This window comes from Haemophilus sp. THUN1692, assembly GCF_059704395.1.
This window is the reverse complement of record NZ_AP046579.1, coordinates 656,475-672,360: the sequence shown is the minus strand read 5'-3', so window position 1 is coordinate 672,360 and position 15,886 is coordinate 656,475. Positions and strand designations below refer to the sequence as shown.

The window sequence follows — 15,886 nt, the reverse complement described above, 5'->3', positions numbered from 1 at the left end:
GGTTAGATGAGTTGTTAATTTTTTAAATTTAAGAAAATTCTATCAAAAAGTGCGGTGATGTTCGACCACACTTTTAATCGTATAAACTAGGCGTATTTTCATCTGGACGCGTTTTGAAACGACGATGTAGCCACATGTATATCGTTATGTCCTTAATTATTTCCTTTTCAACGATTTGATTCATTCGAGCAGCAATCACCGTTTCATCTTGTAAATCCGTAAAATCAACGGGTGCTGAAATGCTCACAGTATAGCCTGAACCATCTTTATTGCGTAATGGCGCAAATGGAATCACTTTGCTATTTGGTGAGGATTTTAATAAATAATAACTACCAGTGGTTGTGCAAGCATTGGGCACTGCAAAAAATGGTACAAAAACGGCATTTTTTCTGCCGTAATCGTGATCTGGCGCATACCAAATGGTTTCTTCGTGACGTAAAGCTTTGATCATTCCGCGTAAATCTTTACGATCAAGCATATCTTTATTAGAGCGTAAACGACCTTGCGTTTGTAGCCAATCAAGTAAAGGATTATCATTTGGACGATAAACGCCAATGCCGGGATGGTGCAAACCAAGAATACGTGCGCCAAGTTCTAGCGTTAAGAAATGAACACCGACGAGAACAATTCCATCTTTTTGATTTTCTTTTAGATAATGTAAGCCTTCAACTTTCGACCATTTTTTGATACGTGAATCTGACCAAAACCAAGCCATGCCAGTTTCGATAATTGCCATGCCTACTGAACGAAGATTTTCTTGTAAAATCGCCTCACGCTCGTTTTCAGGCATATCAGGGAAACAAAGTTCAAGATTGCGGCGTGCAATGGCAGCTCGACGTTTACCCACTTTTAAATGTGAAAACAGCCAACCGATACCATTACCAATATGGCGCAAAATAGGATAGGGAAGACATAAAATACTTCGCCAAATTGCCACGCCTAGCCAAAAAAACCAGTATTTGGGGGCTAAAAAGTGCGGTTGAAATTGAGGGAGTTTTTCGTTTTTCATTGTTCTTTCCACGTAAGTTACGGGGCGTAGTTTATCGTAAATTTGAGTTGTGGTAAAATCGCCACAATTTTGGTTATTCAAATAGAGAGATTTTAAAATGGCTCAATATTCAGCAGAATTTAAGCAAGCAAAAGTACTCGTATTAGGCGATGTGATGCTTGATCGTTATTGGTTCGGCGCAACCAACCGTATTTCACCAGAAGCACCAGTGCCAGTAGTTCGTGTACAAGAAAATGAAGAGCGCGCGGGTGGTGCAGCAAATGTGGCGATGAATATTGCTTCACTCAATGTACCAGTTCAGTTAATGGGGCTGATTGGACAAGATGAAACTGGTTCTGCACTTTCCCACTTATTAGAAAAACAAAAAATCGATTGTAATTTTGTTGCATTAGAGACCCATCCAACCATTACCAAATTACGTATTTTATCTCGTCACCAACAGTTACTTCGCCTTGATTTTGAAGAAGATTTCAATAATGTAGATTGCAAGGATTTATTAGCGAAGTTAGAAAGTGCGGTGAAAAATTACGGTGCTTTGATTCTTTCTGATTATGGTAAAGGCACGCTTAAAGATGTTCAGAAAATGATTCAAATTGCACGCAAAGCGAATGTTCCTGTGTTGATCGATCCAAAGGGAACTGATTTTGAACGCTATCGTGGTGCGACATTATTGACACCAAATATGTCTGAATTTGAAGCTGTTGTGGGTAAATGTAATACAGAAGAAGAGATTATTGAGAAGGGTTTAAAATTAATTTCTGATATTGAATTAACCGCACTTTTGGTGACGCGTTCTGAAAAAGGCATGACATTATTACGCCCAAATCAAGAACCCTATCATTTGCCAACCGTTGCAAAAGAAGTATTTGATGTGACAGGAGCCGGTGACACTGTAATTAGCGTATTAGCAACCGCATTAGCAGATGGACGTTCTTTTGAAGAATCTTGCTACTTAGCCAATGTGGCCGCTGGAATTGTGGTGGGTAAATTGGGGACTTCAACGGTTTCGACTGTGGAACTTGAAAATGCTATTCATGCTCGCCCTGAAACTGGGTTTGGCATTATGAGTGAAGCTGAATTAAAAGATGCTGTCGCACAAGCTAAAGCGCGCGGTGAAAAAATTGTGATGACTAATGGCTGTTTCGATATTTTGCATCCAGGGCATGTTTCTTATTTAGAAAATGCACGCAAATTGGGCGATCGTTTAATTGTCGCGGTAAATAGTGATGATTCAGTTAAACGCTTAAAAGGTGACAGTCGCCCAATTAACAATCTTGAAAATCGTATGGCGGTACTGGCTGGTTTGGCATCCGTGGACTGGTTGGTGCCATTCACTGAAGATACACCACAACGTTTAATCGGTGAAATTTTACCAGATCTTTTAGTCAAAGGCGGCGATTACAAACCTGAAGAGATTGCTGGCGCAAAAGAAGTTTGGGAAAATGGTGGCGATGTTAAAGTGCTAAACTTTGAAAATGATTGTTCAACAACAAATGTGATTGAAAAAATTAGGATATTAAAATAGTAGACTGTAGGAAATAGAATTGTCTGTAAATATTGCATCTACGATTTTTTATGTTGTTATATAAATATAATTAGACATATTTTTACTGAATACTACTTTTTAGAGATGTACATGGCTGAAATGTTAGAACAGCAAAATATAATTGAAGAACCTGAAGCACAATATCATTTGTTTTCAGAAAATAAGCACCTAGTGCAGAATACAGTAAGTTTTACCTTTATTGATCTTTTTGCTGGAATTGGTGGCTTTAGACTAGCAATGCAAAATTTGGGTGGAAAATGTGTTTTTTCTAGTGAATGGGATGAGCAAGCTCAAAAAACGTATGCTGCAAATTTTGGAGATATTCCTTACGGTGATATTACTTTAGAAGAAACGAAGGCTAGAATTCCTAAAGAATTCGATATCCTTTGTGCAGGCTTTCCTTGTCAGGCTTTTTCTATTGCAGGTAAAAGAGGTGGATTTGAAGATACCAGAGGAACGTTATTTTTTGATGTTGCTGAGATTATTCGTCGTTATCAACCGAAAGCCTTTTTTTTAGAGAATGTGAAAGGATTAATTAATCACGATAAAGGACGTACGCTTAAAACTATTTTAAACACATTGAGAGAGGATTTAGGTTATTTTGTACCAGATCCTGAAATTGTAAATGCTAAAGATTTCGGTGTGCCACAAAATAGAGAACGAATCTATATTGTGGGATTTCATAAAGATACAGGGGTGAATTCATTTAATTATCCAAAGCCGACCAATCAGTCAGTGCGTTTTATTGATATTCGTGAAGATAAACCAGTTGCAACGAAATATTATTTATCAACCCAATATATTAATACATTACGGAAGCATAAAGCTCGTCATGAAAGTAAAGGTAACGGCTTTGGATATGAAATTATTTCTGATAATGGAATAGCGAATGCAATTGTTGTTGGTGGCATGGGAAGAGAGCGTAATTTGATTATTGATCATCGAATTATTGATTTTACCCCAACGACTCGGATTAAAGGCGAAGTTAATCGAGAGGGGATTCGTAAGATGACTCCAAGAGAATGGGCCAGATTACAAGGTTTTCCTGATAGTTATGTAATTCCTGTTGCAGATGCCTCGGCATATAAACAATTTGGCAATTCTGTTGCTGTGCCAGCTATTCAAGCAACAGCAAAACAAATATTAAATGAATTAAACATAGGTAAATAATATGACTACTAAAGGACGAAAGGTTGTCACTATTATCAAACAAATAATAGAAGAATATCCTATTAACAAAGAGTGGACTGCAAGTGAATTCATTTCTACTTATTGGGGTATTTATAAATCTGATTATAAAGAAGATAATTCGGTAAATGGGGGAGTGTTTGAGCAATTACTTGTCCTTTCATTGCTTAGAGAAGGAATCGGTCCCGTTTATGTTCAAGCAAAACTTGCTTTTGTACCAAATGTAATTCTTGATATTGTACTCTATAATCGTAGAACGCCCATCACTATTAGTGCTAAAACGTCATTAAGGGAACGTTGGAAACAAGCTGATCTTGAGGCTGTTGCAACAAAATATGTTCATAGAGATGCAAAGTGTTATCTTTTAACGCTTTCTGAAAGTGAAGTCAAAACTAGACGAGCAGATAGAAATAGTTATATGGGAATTGATAAATTTATTCTTGCTCACACTACAGAGTATGATCAATTTATCAATGAGTTAAAACAAATTAAAATTTCAGAGAGTGAAACTATTAAAATTATTGAAACAGATCATCATGTTTATAATAAAGAAATAGCCAATGAAATGTATAGAATTTCACTATAGTGGTAATAATTCCTAGCTACATGCTTTCAAATTTTACAATTGATTCAAGACAAACAAATCAGAATGATGGGTTATTATCAGAATAAACCTTGCATTTGAGTTTATTCACCGCTAGAATGCAAGCTCCTTGTCATCGCTGAGTTAGAGATCGGCGAATGATGTATTAACAACACTACCTTTTAGGAGTAAAAAATGTCTCTAAGTACTGAAAAAAAAGCAGCAATCGTTGCTGAATTTGGTCGCGATGCGAAAGATACTGGTTCTTCTGAAGTTCAAATCGCACTATTAACTGCACAAATCAACCACTTACAAGCTCACTTTGCAGAGCACAAAAAAGACCACCATGGTCGTCGTGGTTTATTGCGTATGGTTTCTCGTCGTCGTAAACTTTTAGACTACTTAAAACGTACTGATCTTGCTTTATACCAAAGCACTATCGCTCGTTTAGGTTTACGTCGCTAATTTTTATTACGATAGTAAAAAATCAAGCCCTCGAATCTCGAGGGCTTTTTTTATGATTTTATTTTAATTTTATAGGCGCTCTTTAGACTAGCATCAAAATAAACAAAATATTTGGTTTATATATTCTTAACTTGCCATCTTCTAATTTTTACATAATAAACATACATCTAATTTTAGTTGTTTGTTATGAAATTGCTGTAATGTACTACGATGACCTACGCTGAGAATGATCATTTCGGGCAGACGCTCTTTAATTGTTTGGTAGAGTAAATGCTCTGTTGTTTCATCTAATGCGGAAGTCGTTTCATCGAGAAATACGACATCTGGTTTAGTGAGTAAAATACGAATAAACGCCACTCTTTGAAGTTAACCAGGCGATAAAATTGCTTGCCAGTCATTTTTTACATTAAGCGCGTGTATATATTTTCCTAGCGCACAATCCTTCATGGTTTGTTCTAATTCTGCGTGATTTGGATTGATATTTGGATAACAAATTGCTTCTCGTAAAGTACCCTGCGGCATATAAGATCGTTGTGGCAGGAATAAACTTCCCATGCATGGATGCTCCGCAATACCTATGGTTTCAAAAGGATAGATTCCTGCAATTGCTTTTAGCAGCGATGTTTTTCCTGTTCCAGATGCACCTTGAATCAATAGGGCATCTCCATTTTCTAAATGAATATTTAAATTATTGAGTAGTACATTACCTTGTTCATCTTTAATGCCAAAGTTTTTTAAGGCGACACGATGAGAACAATGAAAAGAATGATGAACGTTTTGTTTATCTAATTCATCCATTCTTGTTATAAAACCATAAAGACGATTTAAGCGAGCTTGATAGAGTGTGAATTGCTCATAGAACAAGCGGAAGAATGAAAGTGCGGTCATTAATCGGTTAAATGCTTGGACTGTTTGATGCATGTCTCCCAGTTTTATTTGGCCAGAAAAGAAACGTGGCGCTTGTAACATTAAAGGCAATAATTTGGCCACGCGAGTTACTCCAGAGTTGAAACTATTTAAGCCCAACATTTTTAATACAATGGACCAACGGTTATGGATAATTTGACGGAATTGATGTTGTAAGAAAGTTTGTTCTTTTGGTTCGCCATTATAAAAAGCAATGCTTTCTGCATTGTCTCGTACACGGATTAAGGAATAACGATAATCGCCATTGAGTTTTCTTTCGTAAAATTCAGCTTAATTAGAGGGCGACCAATCCAAACAGACATGAGTGTTGCAAAAATAATAAAGGCATAAATGAAGAAAACGACGCCTTTTTCAATATTAAATCCAAATAAAGTTAACACACCAGAAAGTGACCATAAAATAATCGTAAATTCAATGGTCGTGAGCACTGAGTTAATCACGCCTCGTATAATTTGTACGGTACTGGTAATAAATTCTCTCGCATCTTGTTCAATACGTTGATCGATATTATCTGGTAAATCTCGTTCGTATTTTAGGCGATAGTATTTTTTCTTATTTAGCCAGCTCTTAACAAATGTTGCATTAAGACTTTCCAACCAACGAATTTCAAACACTTGTTGAAAGAAGTAATCAGGAATGGCATGTATAACTTGTGCTACCACAAGAAGAGCATTTAGTTTTGCAAAGAACCAAAATTTCTCAATGTTTAATTCTTGCATTGAGCTATACAATCCATTGTAAAAAAATGAATTAAGCACGCTAAATCATACTTCCAACAATATCATTATAAATAGCACTAACAACATTAAAATTAGTTTAATGCTGGTTTTTTTATTCATTGATGGAGAGACAATACACCAGAATTTTTTGCCGAAAGTAGTTTGTTTTAAGGCTAACATTGTTACGCTAAAGCACAATATCACCCAAAAAAGTGCGGTTAAAATCCAGTTTAAACTATTATTAAGTTCGGTTTGCCAGTTCATTTATTATCCATAAAGTCAAAACAAAAAGGGCGAAATATTCGCCCTCATATTGTGCGCTCAATTAAAACTCAACTTTAGTGTTGAAGATAAATTCACGTCCATAACCTAATGTAACAGGGATTAACGTGTTTGTTGCATTACCAGAGGTGGATGGATAGTAAGTTTTATCTGTTAAGTTTTACCGTTAAGTTGGAAAGACACTTTCTTGCCAGAGATTTTAGTATCGTAAGCAATAAAGGCATCATATACCACGGCATGAGGTAGTTTATATGCTTTCGTATAAGTATTGTTGTAGGCATACCAGGAACCTAAATAACGAGCGCCTCCACCAACACGGATATTGTCAAAATCAAATTCACCTACGTTATAAGCGAGGAATAGGGAAGCTTGATGCTTTGGCACACCAGAAAGTTGTTGATTTACTGCATTAGGATAAAGCTCATTTTCAAGTGATTTTACTTTGGTGTAGGTATAGTTAGCCGCTATGCTTAGGCTATCCGTAATTTGACCATTAAGATCGAATTCCGCACCACGAGAACGTTGTTTGCCCACGATATTTAATTGTGCATTTGAACCCGAACCAACAGCCTCAGCCACATTACGTTTGCTGATATTGAATAATGCTAGTGTCGCATTAAAGCCTGAGTTTTCGTATTTTGCACCAATTTCAAAAGATTTACCTTGTTCTGGTTTTAAATCTCCACTAACGGGTGTCGCCACACTCATTTGTGGACGGAAAGACTCCGAGTAGTTTGCAAAGGTCGCAATATGTGGGGTAAATTTATATACGGCACCTAATTGATACAATAATTTACCATCGTGTTGATCGGTATTTCCGGTTTTTGTTAGATTTTGACCTTTTTTACAGTTTGCCGCATTTAAGCAATGACGCCCTGCAAATTGATCAAAATACTCATAACGTAAACCGCCCGTCATAATAAAGTTATCTGTAAAGTAGGCGGTATCTTGAATATAAACACCAACAGTTTTGAGATAGTTATATTGATAGGCGTTGCCGTTACCATTTTTATGTTCCGCAACAGGGCTGGTATAGTTTGGATTATCAATATTGATATCAGAATTCATGATGCCTTGGTTATAAATAGGTCCGATATCGCGGATATTATGCATGACATCCACACCAGCTACAAAACGGTTAGCAATATCACCAATACCAAATTCACCAGCGATATTTAATGTACCGCTATGAATACGTTGATCGCCTTGTTGTAGTTCAATGGCTCGGCGTACATGACGCACAATTAATTCAGGAGAGATTATCCCACCAAATTAATAAAGCAAGGTAAAGCACCTTGCTTTTTTTGTACTTAAAAATCAGTATTTTAGAGCATTTTGGCACTCAATTTAACGCATAGTAACGCATAATGACCGCAGATTTTGGTAACACACGAGGGAACAAGATGGTAAACTAATTTAAAATCTTGTTACCAAATGGCAATTTTTCATGGCGATTATTACTAAACCTTTAACAAACACCGAAGTAGAAAGAGCCAAGCCCCAAAACAAGGAATACAACCTAATGGACGGGCAGGGGCTTTTTTTACGTGTAAAACCCACTGGCGCGAAAACGTGGCTTTTTAACTATTACCACCCTACAACCAAAAAGCGCACAAATATAACCATAGGAAACTATCCCGAAATATCCATAGCACAGGCGCGACAATGGCGGGAAGAATACCGCGCTTTAATTGCACAAGGGATAGACCCGAAAACCCACAAAGAGAAAGTTCAGCGTGAACAGGAACTAGCCGAAGCTAACACCTTTTTAGCGGTGGCGGAAAAATGGCGGGATAAAAAGCGGGGCGAAATTGCCGAAAAGACGCTAGCCAAATATTGGGGATCCTTAAATTTGCATATATTCCCTTTTATTGGGCGTTATCCAGTGGCGGAAATAGTGCCTACTCTTGCGCTGGCACCATTGCAACGGGTAGAGCAGCGTAATAACGTTGATATGGCTAACCGTTTAGCAGGCTACATCAACGAGATTTTAAACTTTGCCGTGAATGGTGGGCTTATTCCTTTCAACCCTTGCGCCAAAATGGGGCAGGCTCTCAAGAAACACAAGAAACAAAATAACCCGCATATCGAGATTGAAGAATTACCGCAATTTATGCAGGATTTAGCCAACGCGAACATAGAAACACAAACACGCTGGCTAGTGCAATTTCAGCTTTTAACTATGACCCGAGCAGGAGAAGCGAGCGGGGCGCGGTGGGATGAGATAGATTTTAAAAAGAAAATCTGGGTTATTCCCGCAGAGCGTATGAAAGCACGTGAAGCGCATTCTATCCCGCTTTCAATTCAAGCCGTGATTTTACTTAAGCGGTTACACGCCATTAATGGACGTTTTGAATATGTATTCTTGAAACGGGGCGATAATCACGCGCCAATGAATCCGTCTAGTATTAATATGGCTATTAAACGTTTTGGATACCACGGCAGACAAACCGCGCACGGATTCCGAGGGCTTGCGCGGACGTGGCTAGGCGAGAATGGCATTCCGCGCGAGATTGGGGAAATGTGTTTATCGCACCGAGTGGGAAACGCCATAGAGAAAGCCTACAATCACGCCAACTATTTAATGCAGAGAAAGGCAGTGATGCAATAATGGGCGGATTTTATAGAGCAATGCAGCGCGGGCACTTTGCCCGAAAGCCATTTAAAAATAGTAAACAGTTAAACAGAGCAAAAGAGCGGTTAAAAATAACGGCTCTTTTTTTGTGTTTTATGTGAAATTTTTTCTATATATACAAAACACTATAGGACACTAAGGACAACAAGGACACTTTTTTAAAATAAAATATAAATATCTATAATAATCAATCAGTTATTAAATATTACTTAAATACTCAATTGTAAAAGTGTCCTATTTTTTAGTGAAAATGTCCTATTTTTTTCCCTAAATGTCCTATTTTTTTACTACTTATAGCCCGCTTTTTGCCTAAAAATGCGCAATAAATAACCATAACAAACCATTTTTACCCCGCCACGAAACAACCCCACCAGCCAAAACTAACAGGCAATAAAAAAGGGCTTACGCCCCTTTATGGTTTAACTTGCATTACTGGAAAAATGAGTAGTACCCTACCCAAAGACAGAAAAACGCCAGCACTGCTAGCGTGTATCCTTGATAATTTGCCATAAAGCGCGGTCAGATAATTGATATTTAGGCGCAAGTTGTAGCATTGTTTTACGTGCGCTTAGTCCTTGCTCTTGCGTGTAGTAGTCGAAATCCGCCTTTATGCGGGCATTGCGTAAAACACGCAGTGCAACATTGCAGCGCGGAATATATACATTTTTTTCACCCGAAAAAAAGGCTTGTAGTTTATTTGCTAATTCCGTGCCTAGTGTTTGCTCTAAAATGGGGAAATACCCCTTACCTTTCGTAAAATTAAACACAACCCCGCCAAATTGTTTTAGAAAATTTTCGAGATTTTCCAGCCCAATAATTTCCGCGATATCTTGAACTATTTCAGGTAAATATTTTTTTACATCCGCAAGGATTAAAGCACCCATTTTTTCGCCCTATTTTGTCAAATTTGCGCCAGTGTAGCGGGGAAAAATGGCAACGTTAAGGGCGGGAATTTTGCCGAAAGTTCATCATTTTGAGCCATTTTTACGCGGGCGGGGGCGTTCTGGCGTGTTTGAGTGGTTAAATATTAAGCAAATAAAAGCATTTTTTTAGATCCTTTACGTCCAAGTTAAAAGAACAAAACTTGAAAAAAAGCACTGTATTAAAACCCAGAAACCGCAAAAAGTTTAAAAAACGCATAAAAATTCACTTTTTCCGCTAAAAACCACCACTTACCCGCCCCTATTTCCCCGATGTTCGCGATTTTTTAAACCCAAACGCCATTTTTAAAATTTTTGAACAACTTTTAAAAACATTTCCGCATTTTTGTTTAATTTGAATGAACGCATTTTAAAAATGAATAAAAATTCACAAAAAATACATTTTTAAGGTGTGCTATTTGTAAATTATTTTGCATAAATTTGTATTTTATTTTGCATAAAATCAATATGTTATGGATAAATTGGCGTATTGCGGAATAGATAATATTGCGCTAGTGTGATTTATAACAATTCACACCGAGGGGGCGCAATGAGCGAATTAATAACATCAGAATTTGACGGCATCGAAAAACATTACAACGTGCGGGAAATTAAAAAGATTTTGGGGATTTCTCGAAGCACACTAGACCGAATGGCGAAAAATGGGAAATTGACAAAAATCAAAATGGGGCGCACTACGCTTTATCCTGAAAGTAGCCTTAAAGCCTGTTTAAAACTAGCAAAATAAGGGGAATTTATGCGTTATTTAACCTATCAAAAAGCATTCTTAACGGAATATATCAATAACGGTGGATTTGCAACGCGGGCATTTAAAGCGGTAGTGGATTGTGGCGATACATTGCCAGAAAACACGCTAAGAGCACGGGCAAGCGATTTACTACAACACCCGAAAACGCAAAAGGCACTAAAAGCCCGCTTAACCCGCAAAATTGACAACGGTGCGCGCGTTCCTATGCGGTTATTGCAGCAAGCAGGGCTAGTGGATTATGCCGTAAAAACGTGGGGTATTGCGGACGCTTACGCGCTTTATGAGCAGAAGCAACGCGAAAACATTGAGTAGAATTTTTAACGGATAAGGTTTACAGAATGAAAAACGAAATATTACCAGATTTAACCGCACTTTTGCCGATACAGGAAATTCACTACAAGGGCGAAATTTACAGACACGTGGACGCTCGGGCATTGCATTCTTTTTTAGAAAATAAAACCCGTTTTAATGACTGGTTTAGACGGCTGGTCGATGAATACGGATTTATAGAAAACGAAGATTATAGAATTATTTGCTCGCCCAAATTGACGCGCAAAAAACAGGTAGGGAAAGAAAATTTATTTTACTCAAATTTGAGTAAAAAAGATGAGCGCGGACGCAAGCCTATTGATTACAAAATCACGCTAAATATGGCGAAAGAGATCGCAATGGTGGACAAAAGCGACCAAGGCAAACGCGCCCGCCGTTATTTTATCCACTGTGAAGAACAACTAAGCCAACTTTCACGGGAAACGCACCGCGAAATTTTAGCACAATGGCAACAAAGCCGAGAATTGACGAAATCACCGTTTAAATCAATGAATTGCGCCCTTGAGAAAATGCGCCAACGGCAAGGCAAGCGCACCGCGCAAAAACACTACATTAACGAGATTAATATGCTATCCGCCGTGATATTGGGCGAAAGCGTGCAGAAATTCAAAACCGCGCGGGGCATTGTGGGCGATATACGGGCGCATTTAACCGCCGTGCAACTTGAGCAACTGGAATATTTAGAGCGCGCCAATGAAATGTTATTAGACGGCGATATCGCCGATTTTGAAGAACGCCGATTTAAGCTGGTGGCAATGCTGGCAAACCGTTTTAAACGCGTGGCATAAATCCACCACTAAAAACAAAAACGCCCCAAAACGGGGCATTTTTACAGGTTCAATCTATGAGTGATACACAAACTAAACACTTTAACAAACGCGCCTATTATAGCGCATTTTCCCGCCTTTCGCCTAGCATTTATGCGCCCTTGCGAAAATATTTGCACGGAAACGCAAAAAATAATTTGCTAAGTGCGGTGAAATTTGGCATTATTTCTCTGCAGTCGAAAAAAACGATTGCCGAGCCTCGAAACTCGATTTATTTACTTGTGGCGCAGAGCACGCCTAAAGCGTGTTTTTTTATGCGTAACATTCGCACACCCAAAGAATTTGCGGATTTTGTTTTTATTCATCAAATCTACAAATCTCTCTCAATGGTAGCGTGTAGCGGTAAAGGTTCGCCCTTTGCTGTGGTCCACAAGTCGCAGTTTTCGAGACCGTTACACGTTACCGCCAAAGCCTCGAAACTTTCTGCGGTAACTCTGAAAAAATTATCTTGTGGAGTTACGCAAATGTATCAATTCATTTTTGCGCTTATTCGCGCACCTCAAATCAAAATCAGACTTCTTGCCGATAATGAACAACAAGCACGTTCACGTTTTACCGATGGCGACACCTTGTTATTTGTTGGTAGAATTAATCAAAACCCATTCAAAAACAACCGCACTTCTTTAACTGATGGAAATAATCACAGCTTGCCAGCAGGGCAAAATGTGGGTAGTATTGAAAGCACTACTACTATCGAGGGCAACCGCAACCCTTATCAATGCGGTATTTTTTTACCTAAAATTCATTCCTTGCACGCCCCTAAAAAATTAGGCGCGTTGTCTTATATCGAATTTGCGGTACAGATGATAAGCCGAAATAAGGCGGAGTTTATCCGCACGAATAAGGCTAGCCGTTCGATAGCGGTAGTTGAGTCTGTATCGCACCCATTTACGGGCGATACTCTTACATTAACTAAATCTATCGGAAATCCAACAATGAAAATCTACCCCAAAAATAACCGCACTTTAGCGGCACTTCCTACCCTTTCTGTATCTGCAGCACAAGGGGGCGTTTATGCGTAATACTTTACACATTGCTTTAATGGAACACCTGAAAAAACATGAATGCGACCGCGAGAAATTAACCGCACTTTACACCGAATTTAAAGACGCAGAAGAAAGCACCGCCGAAGCCTTAAGCCTTTATGCCGATTTAGTTTTTACTTATGGCGTAGATGAAGACGGACACAACAGCAAAGTGACCGCGCACGCCGTGATTGGAATAGGGCTAACCCTTAGAAGCCTAGCCAATGATTTAAGCCTTGCGCAATATGGGCGTGATTTTAGTGGGCAAGCACTAGACCTACTCACACAAGAAGAAATCGAGCACAAGGGGGCGAACAATGGCTAAATATCACAAAAACGCCCCGAATTTAAACGATAACACCAACCCTTTTACCGAGTTATTTATTCTTGCTGGTTCGCAAGCGTGGAAAATGTGGGGCAAAGGAAAGGGCATAGAGTGGGATTTACTGGCGCAAGCAACCAACACACCCGCCAGCCAAAAGCCTGTTATTTTGGGCGAAAGTCAGTTAAACGAATTGCAGAATTTAAAAATTGCACACAAAGAGCAAGCCTATATACGCATTTTTCAATGTGGCGAACTGACACAAGCGCAAATAACGGCAATTTGTCACAATATTGCCGAAAGCACACAGGCGGACAGTGTGAAACTATGCGACAGTCTAGGCGGACTGAAAGAAGATTTATCAAACTACATTCAACGCATACGCAAAGGCGAAACTAACGCAGAAATAATCGCACAGCACGCGATAGACCCGCAAAATGACGATAAGACGGCGCAAACTACGCCTTACATCGAAGAACGCACAGAACAGGGCGAAAAGGGGCTATTTTACGTTATCCCGAAAATAGATAAGCAAACAGGCGAGCGCACAGGCGAAGTGCTTAAATGGCTTTCCTCTCCTGTGCAAGTGATAGGCGAGGGCGCAACAGATACCGACAGTTATCTAGTCTTGCAGTTTACCCCACAACACAAAACAGAGCCCGTAATTGAAGCTATACCCAGTGCTAACCTAGGCGAGCGCGAGGGCTGGCGACAGCTACGCCAAAAAGGGCTTAAAATTACCAGCGAAACCAAAATGCGGGCAATTCTTGCAGATTATCTTATGCGCGGGATACGCCCAAATTGGACGCTTACCAATCGTACAGGCTGGCAAGGCGGGGCATATTTATTACCGAATGGGGAAACCTTAGGCACAACAGAAAAGCCCGTGCTATTTGTTGGGCGTTCCGCTGGTGGACGCGGCTACAATCAAGCGGGCAATGTGGCAAGCTGGCGCGAGCATATCGCAGACAATATTAAGGGCAATTCTTCAATGATGACAGCGTGCGCCGTGGCACTTTCCGCCCCTTTGATTGGCATTCTTGAGGCGGATTCCTTCGGCGTCCACCTTTTCGGCGGTTCAAGCACAGGGAAAACCACCACCGCCAACGTGGCAAGTAGTATTTATGGACACCCCGAACACACGCGCTTAACTTGGTATAGCACCGCATACGGTATTTTAAACGAAGCCTTAGCCCATAATGACGGCTTTTTAACGTTAGACGAAATAGGGCAAGGCTCAAGCATAAAAGACGTAAACACGACCGCCTACGCACTTTTTAACGGCGTGGGTAAAATACAAGGCGCAAGAGAGGGCGGAAACCGCGACTTAATGCGCTGGCGCACCGTCGCATTCTCAACAGGCGAAAAAGACGTAGAGACGTTTTTACAGGCGGGCGGAATAAACGTGAAGGCGGGGCAATTAATCCGTCTTTTGAATATTCCAATCAGAAAGGCGCATATATTCCACCAATACAGCAATGCTAAAGCACACGCGGACGCATTAAACGAAGCAACCCGCCAGCACTACGGCGCAATAGGGCGCGAATGGATAAACAAGCTAAACGAACAGCAAGAGAACGCCCGCAAAGTTTACCGCACTTTAAAAGCGAAATGGGCAGAACGCGTACCGCAAGAAGCAGACCCGCAAGTTTACCGTGTAGCGGATAGGTTCGCCATAATGGAAACCGCGCTACAACTGGCGCAACCGCTTACGGGCTGGCAAGAATGGGAAAATAACGAGGCTCTTATTTGTGCATTTAATGATTGGCTTGCTATGTATGGCGTAAAAAGCAAGGAAAGCGAACAAGTGATAGAGCAGTTTACAGGCTGGCTAATAAAATATTCTGAGAGTCGTTTTATTGAAATACCCGATAACCCTTACCGCACTATTCAAGAAGTGGCAGGTTATAGAGTATTAGCAACAGATAAAACGGACGAGCATTTTTACCTATTCCCGCACGCCTTCACTGAGGCAACCAATGGATACCCGAAAATGCAAGCGTGCGAAATATTACTTAATGCGGGCATATTGCAACGCGGAAAGGAAGCACAATATAAATACCTAAATCGCATTCCGAAAAAATACGACCCGAAAAGACAACGCGCCTATTTCATCATTTTACCGAGTGAAACAGACGAAGAAATAGAGTAAATATAAACAAAGAAATAGAGTAAAATTCCATTGAAAATTAAGACTAACGCCCTAAAAATGGGGCGTTTTTTTATGGATTTTTCCCGCGTGTCCTTACTTTTTAGGACAAAAAGGGCAAAATGTCCTATTTTTAAAATGCAAAATAGGACACTTTTTAAACCGTAATATATTGAAAATAAAGTACATT

General features: G+C 39.5%; 14 protein-coding genes and 2 pseudogenes. 12 read left to right on the top strand and 4 right to left on the bottom strand.

Translation table 11 applies throughout. The features are described from left to right. Positions 1–73 precede the first annotated feature (73 nt). Positions 74–1,009, bottom strand: coding sequence for a lipid A biosynthesis lauroyl acyltransferase HtrB (gene htrB / locus AC6H0A_RS03175; RefSeq protein WP_044232947.1), 936 nt, complete (start codon positions 1,007–1,009; stop codon positions 74–76). Between the two features lie 97 nt (positions 1,010–1,106). On the opposite strand from htrB, the gene hldE reads away from it, so the two are divergent. The 4 genes from hldE (at position 1,107) to rpsO (ending at position 4,791) form a co-directional block, all read left to right on the top strand. After that, the gene (hldE, locus tag AC6H0A_RS03170; RefSeq protein WP_005642014.1) at positions 1,107–2,534 is read left to right on the top strand and encodes a bifunctional D-glycero-beta-D-manno-heptose-7-phosphate kinase/D-glycero-beta-D-manno-heptose 1-phosphate adenylyltransferase HldE; all 1,428 of its coding nucleotides are present in this window, start codon (positions 1,107–1,109) and stop codon (positions 2,532–2,534) included. Between the two features lie 111 nt (positions 2,535–2,645). Further along, positions 2,646–3,725 carry a DNA cytosine methyltransferase gene (locus AC6H0A_RS03165; RefSeq protein ID WP_005642016.1) on the top strand — a complete coding sequence of 360 codons (1,080 nt, stop codon included), beginning with the start codon at positions 2,646–2,648 and terminating at the stop codon, positions 3,723–3,725. A gap of 1 nt (position 3,726) precedes the next feature. Beyond that, the gene (locus tag AC6H0A_RS03160; protein ID WP_005642017.1) at positions 3,727–4,329 is read left to right on the top strand and encodes a hypothetical protein; all 603 of its coding nucleotides are present in this window, start codon (positions 3,727–3,729) and stop codon (positions 4,327–4,329) included. A gap of 192 nt (positions 4,330–4,521) precedes the next feature. Beyond that, positions 4,522–4,791, top strand: a complete 270-nt coding sequence (gene rpsO, locus AC6H0A_RS03155; protein ID WP_005628925.1) for a 30S ribosomal protein S15 — start codon at positions 4,522–4,524, stop codon at positions 4,789–4,791. A 141-nt stretch (positions 4,792–4,932) separates the two neighbouring features. Here rpsO and AC6H0A_RS03150 read toward each other — a convergent pair. Both AC6H0A_RS03150 and AC6H0A_RS03145 read right to left on the bottom strand, forming a co-directional pair. Continuing rightward, positions 4,933–6,701, bottom strand: a pseudogene (locus AC6H0A_RS03150) (ABC transporter ATP-binding protein/permease). Positions 6,702–6,762: 61 nt separating this feature from the next. After that, positions 6,763–7,958, bottom strand: a pseudogene (locus AC6H0A_RS03145) (TonB-dependent receptor); the annotation flags it as partial. Positions 7,959–8,166: 208 nt separating this feature from the next. Between AC6H0A_RS03145 and AC6H0A_RS03140 the strand changes: the two are divergent. Beyond that, on the top strand, positions 8,167–9,330 hold the full coding sequence (locus tag AC6H0A_RS03140) for a tyrosine-type recombinase/integrase (RefSeq protein WP_497512403.1): 1,164 nt from the start codon (positions 8,167–8,169) through the stop codon (positions 9,328–9,330). A 506-nt stretch (positions 9,331–9,836) separates the two neighbouring features. On the opposite strand, the gene AC6H0A_RS03135 is transcribed toward AC6H0A_RS03140, so the two are convergent. After that, on the bottom strand, positions 9,837–10,238 hold the full coding sequence (locus AC6H0A_RS03135) for a Mor transcription activator family protein (RefSeq protein ID WP_005642030.1): 402 nt from the start codon (positions 10,236–10,238) through the stop codon (positions 9,837–9,839). A gap of 46 nt (positions 10,239–10,284) precedes the next feature. On the opposite strand from AC6H0A_RS03135, the gene AC6H0A_RS03130 reads away from it, so the two are divergent. The 7 genes from AC6H0A_RS03130 to AC6H0A_RS03100 all read left to right on the top strand — a co-directional run bounded on the left by AC6H0A_RS03130 (position 10,285) and on the right by AC6H0A_RS03100 (position 15,699). Next, positions 10,285–10,407 carry a hypothetical protein gene (locus tag AC6H0A_RS03130; RefSeq protein ID WP_256867599.1) on the top strand — a complete coding sequence of 41 codons (123 nt, stop codon included), beginning with the start codon at positions 10,285–10,287 and terminating at the stop codon, positions 10,405–10,407. 417 nt (positions 10,408–10,824) lie between these two features. After that, positions 10,825–11,022: a helix-turn-helix transcriptional regulator gene (locus AC6H0A_RS03125; protein ID WP_005642032.1), complete on the top strand. Its 198-nt coding sequence runs from the start codon at positions 10,825–10,827 to the stop codon at positions 11,020–11,022. A gap of 9 nt (positions 11,023–11,031) precedes the next feature. Continuing rightward, positions 11,032–11,355, top strand: a complete 324-nt coding sequence (locus tag AC6H0A_RS03120) for a hypothetical protein (protein ID WP_044232955.1) — start codon at positions 11,032–11,034, stop codon at positions 11,353–11,355. A 26-nt stretch (positions 11,356–11,381) separates the two neighbouring features. Next, positions 11,382–12,161 (top strand): antA/AntB antirepressor family protein, encoded by a 780-nt coding sequence (locus tag AC6H0A_RS03115; RefSeq protein WP_005642034.1) that lies wholly within the window; start codon positions 11,382–11,384, stop codon positions 12,159–12,161. A 56-nt stretch (positions 12,162–12,217) separates the two neighbouring features. Then, the gene (locus tag AC6H0A_RS03110) at positions 12,218–13,222 is read left to right on the top strand and encodes a host cell division inhibitor Icd-like protein (protein WP_005642035.1); all 1,005 of its coding nucleotides are present in this window, start codon (positions 12,218–12,220) and stop codon (positions 13,220–13,222) included. Further along, positions 13,215–13,550: a hypothetical protein gene (locus AC6H0A_RS03105; RefSeq protein ID WP_005642037.1), complete on the top strand. Its 336-nt coding sequence runs from the start codon at positions 13,215–13,217 to the stop codon at positions 13,548–13,550. Before AC6H0A_RS03110 ends, AC6H0A_RS03105 begins: the two co-directional genes overlap by 8 nt. Beyond that, positions 13,543–15,699, top strand: coding sequence for a DUF927 domain-containing protein (locus AC6H0A_RS03100; protein ID WP_005642039.1), 2,157 nt, complete (start codon positions 13,543–13,545; stop codon positions 15,697–15,699). The genes AC6H0A_RS03105 and AC6H0A_RS03100 overlap by 8 nt, the downstream gene beginning before the upstream one ends. Positions 15,700–15,886: the final 187 nt, after the last annotated feature.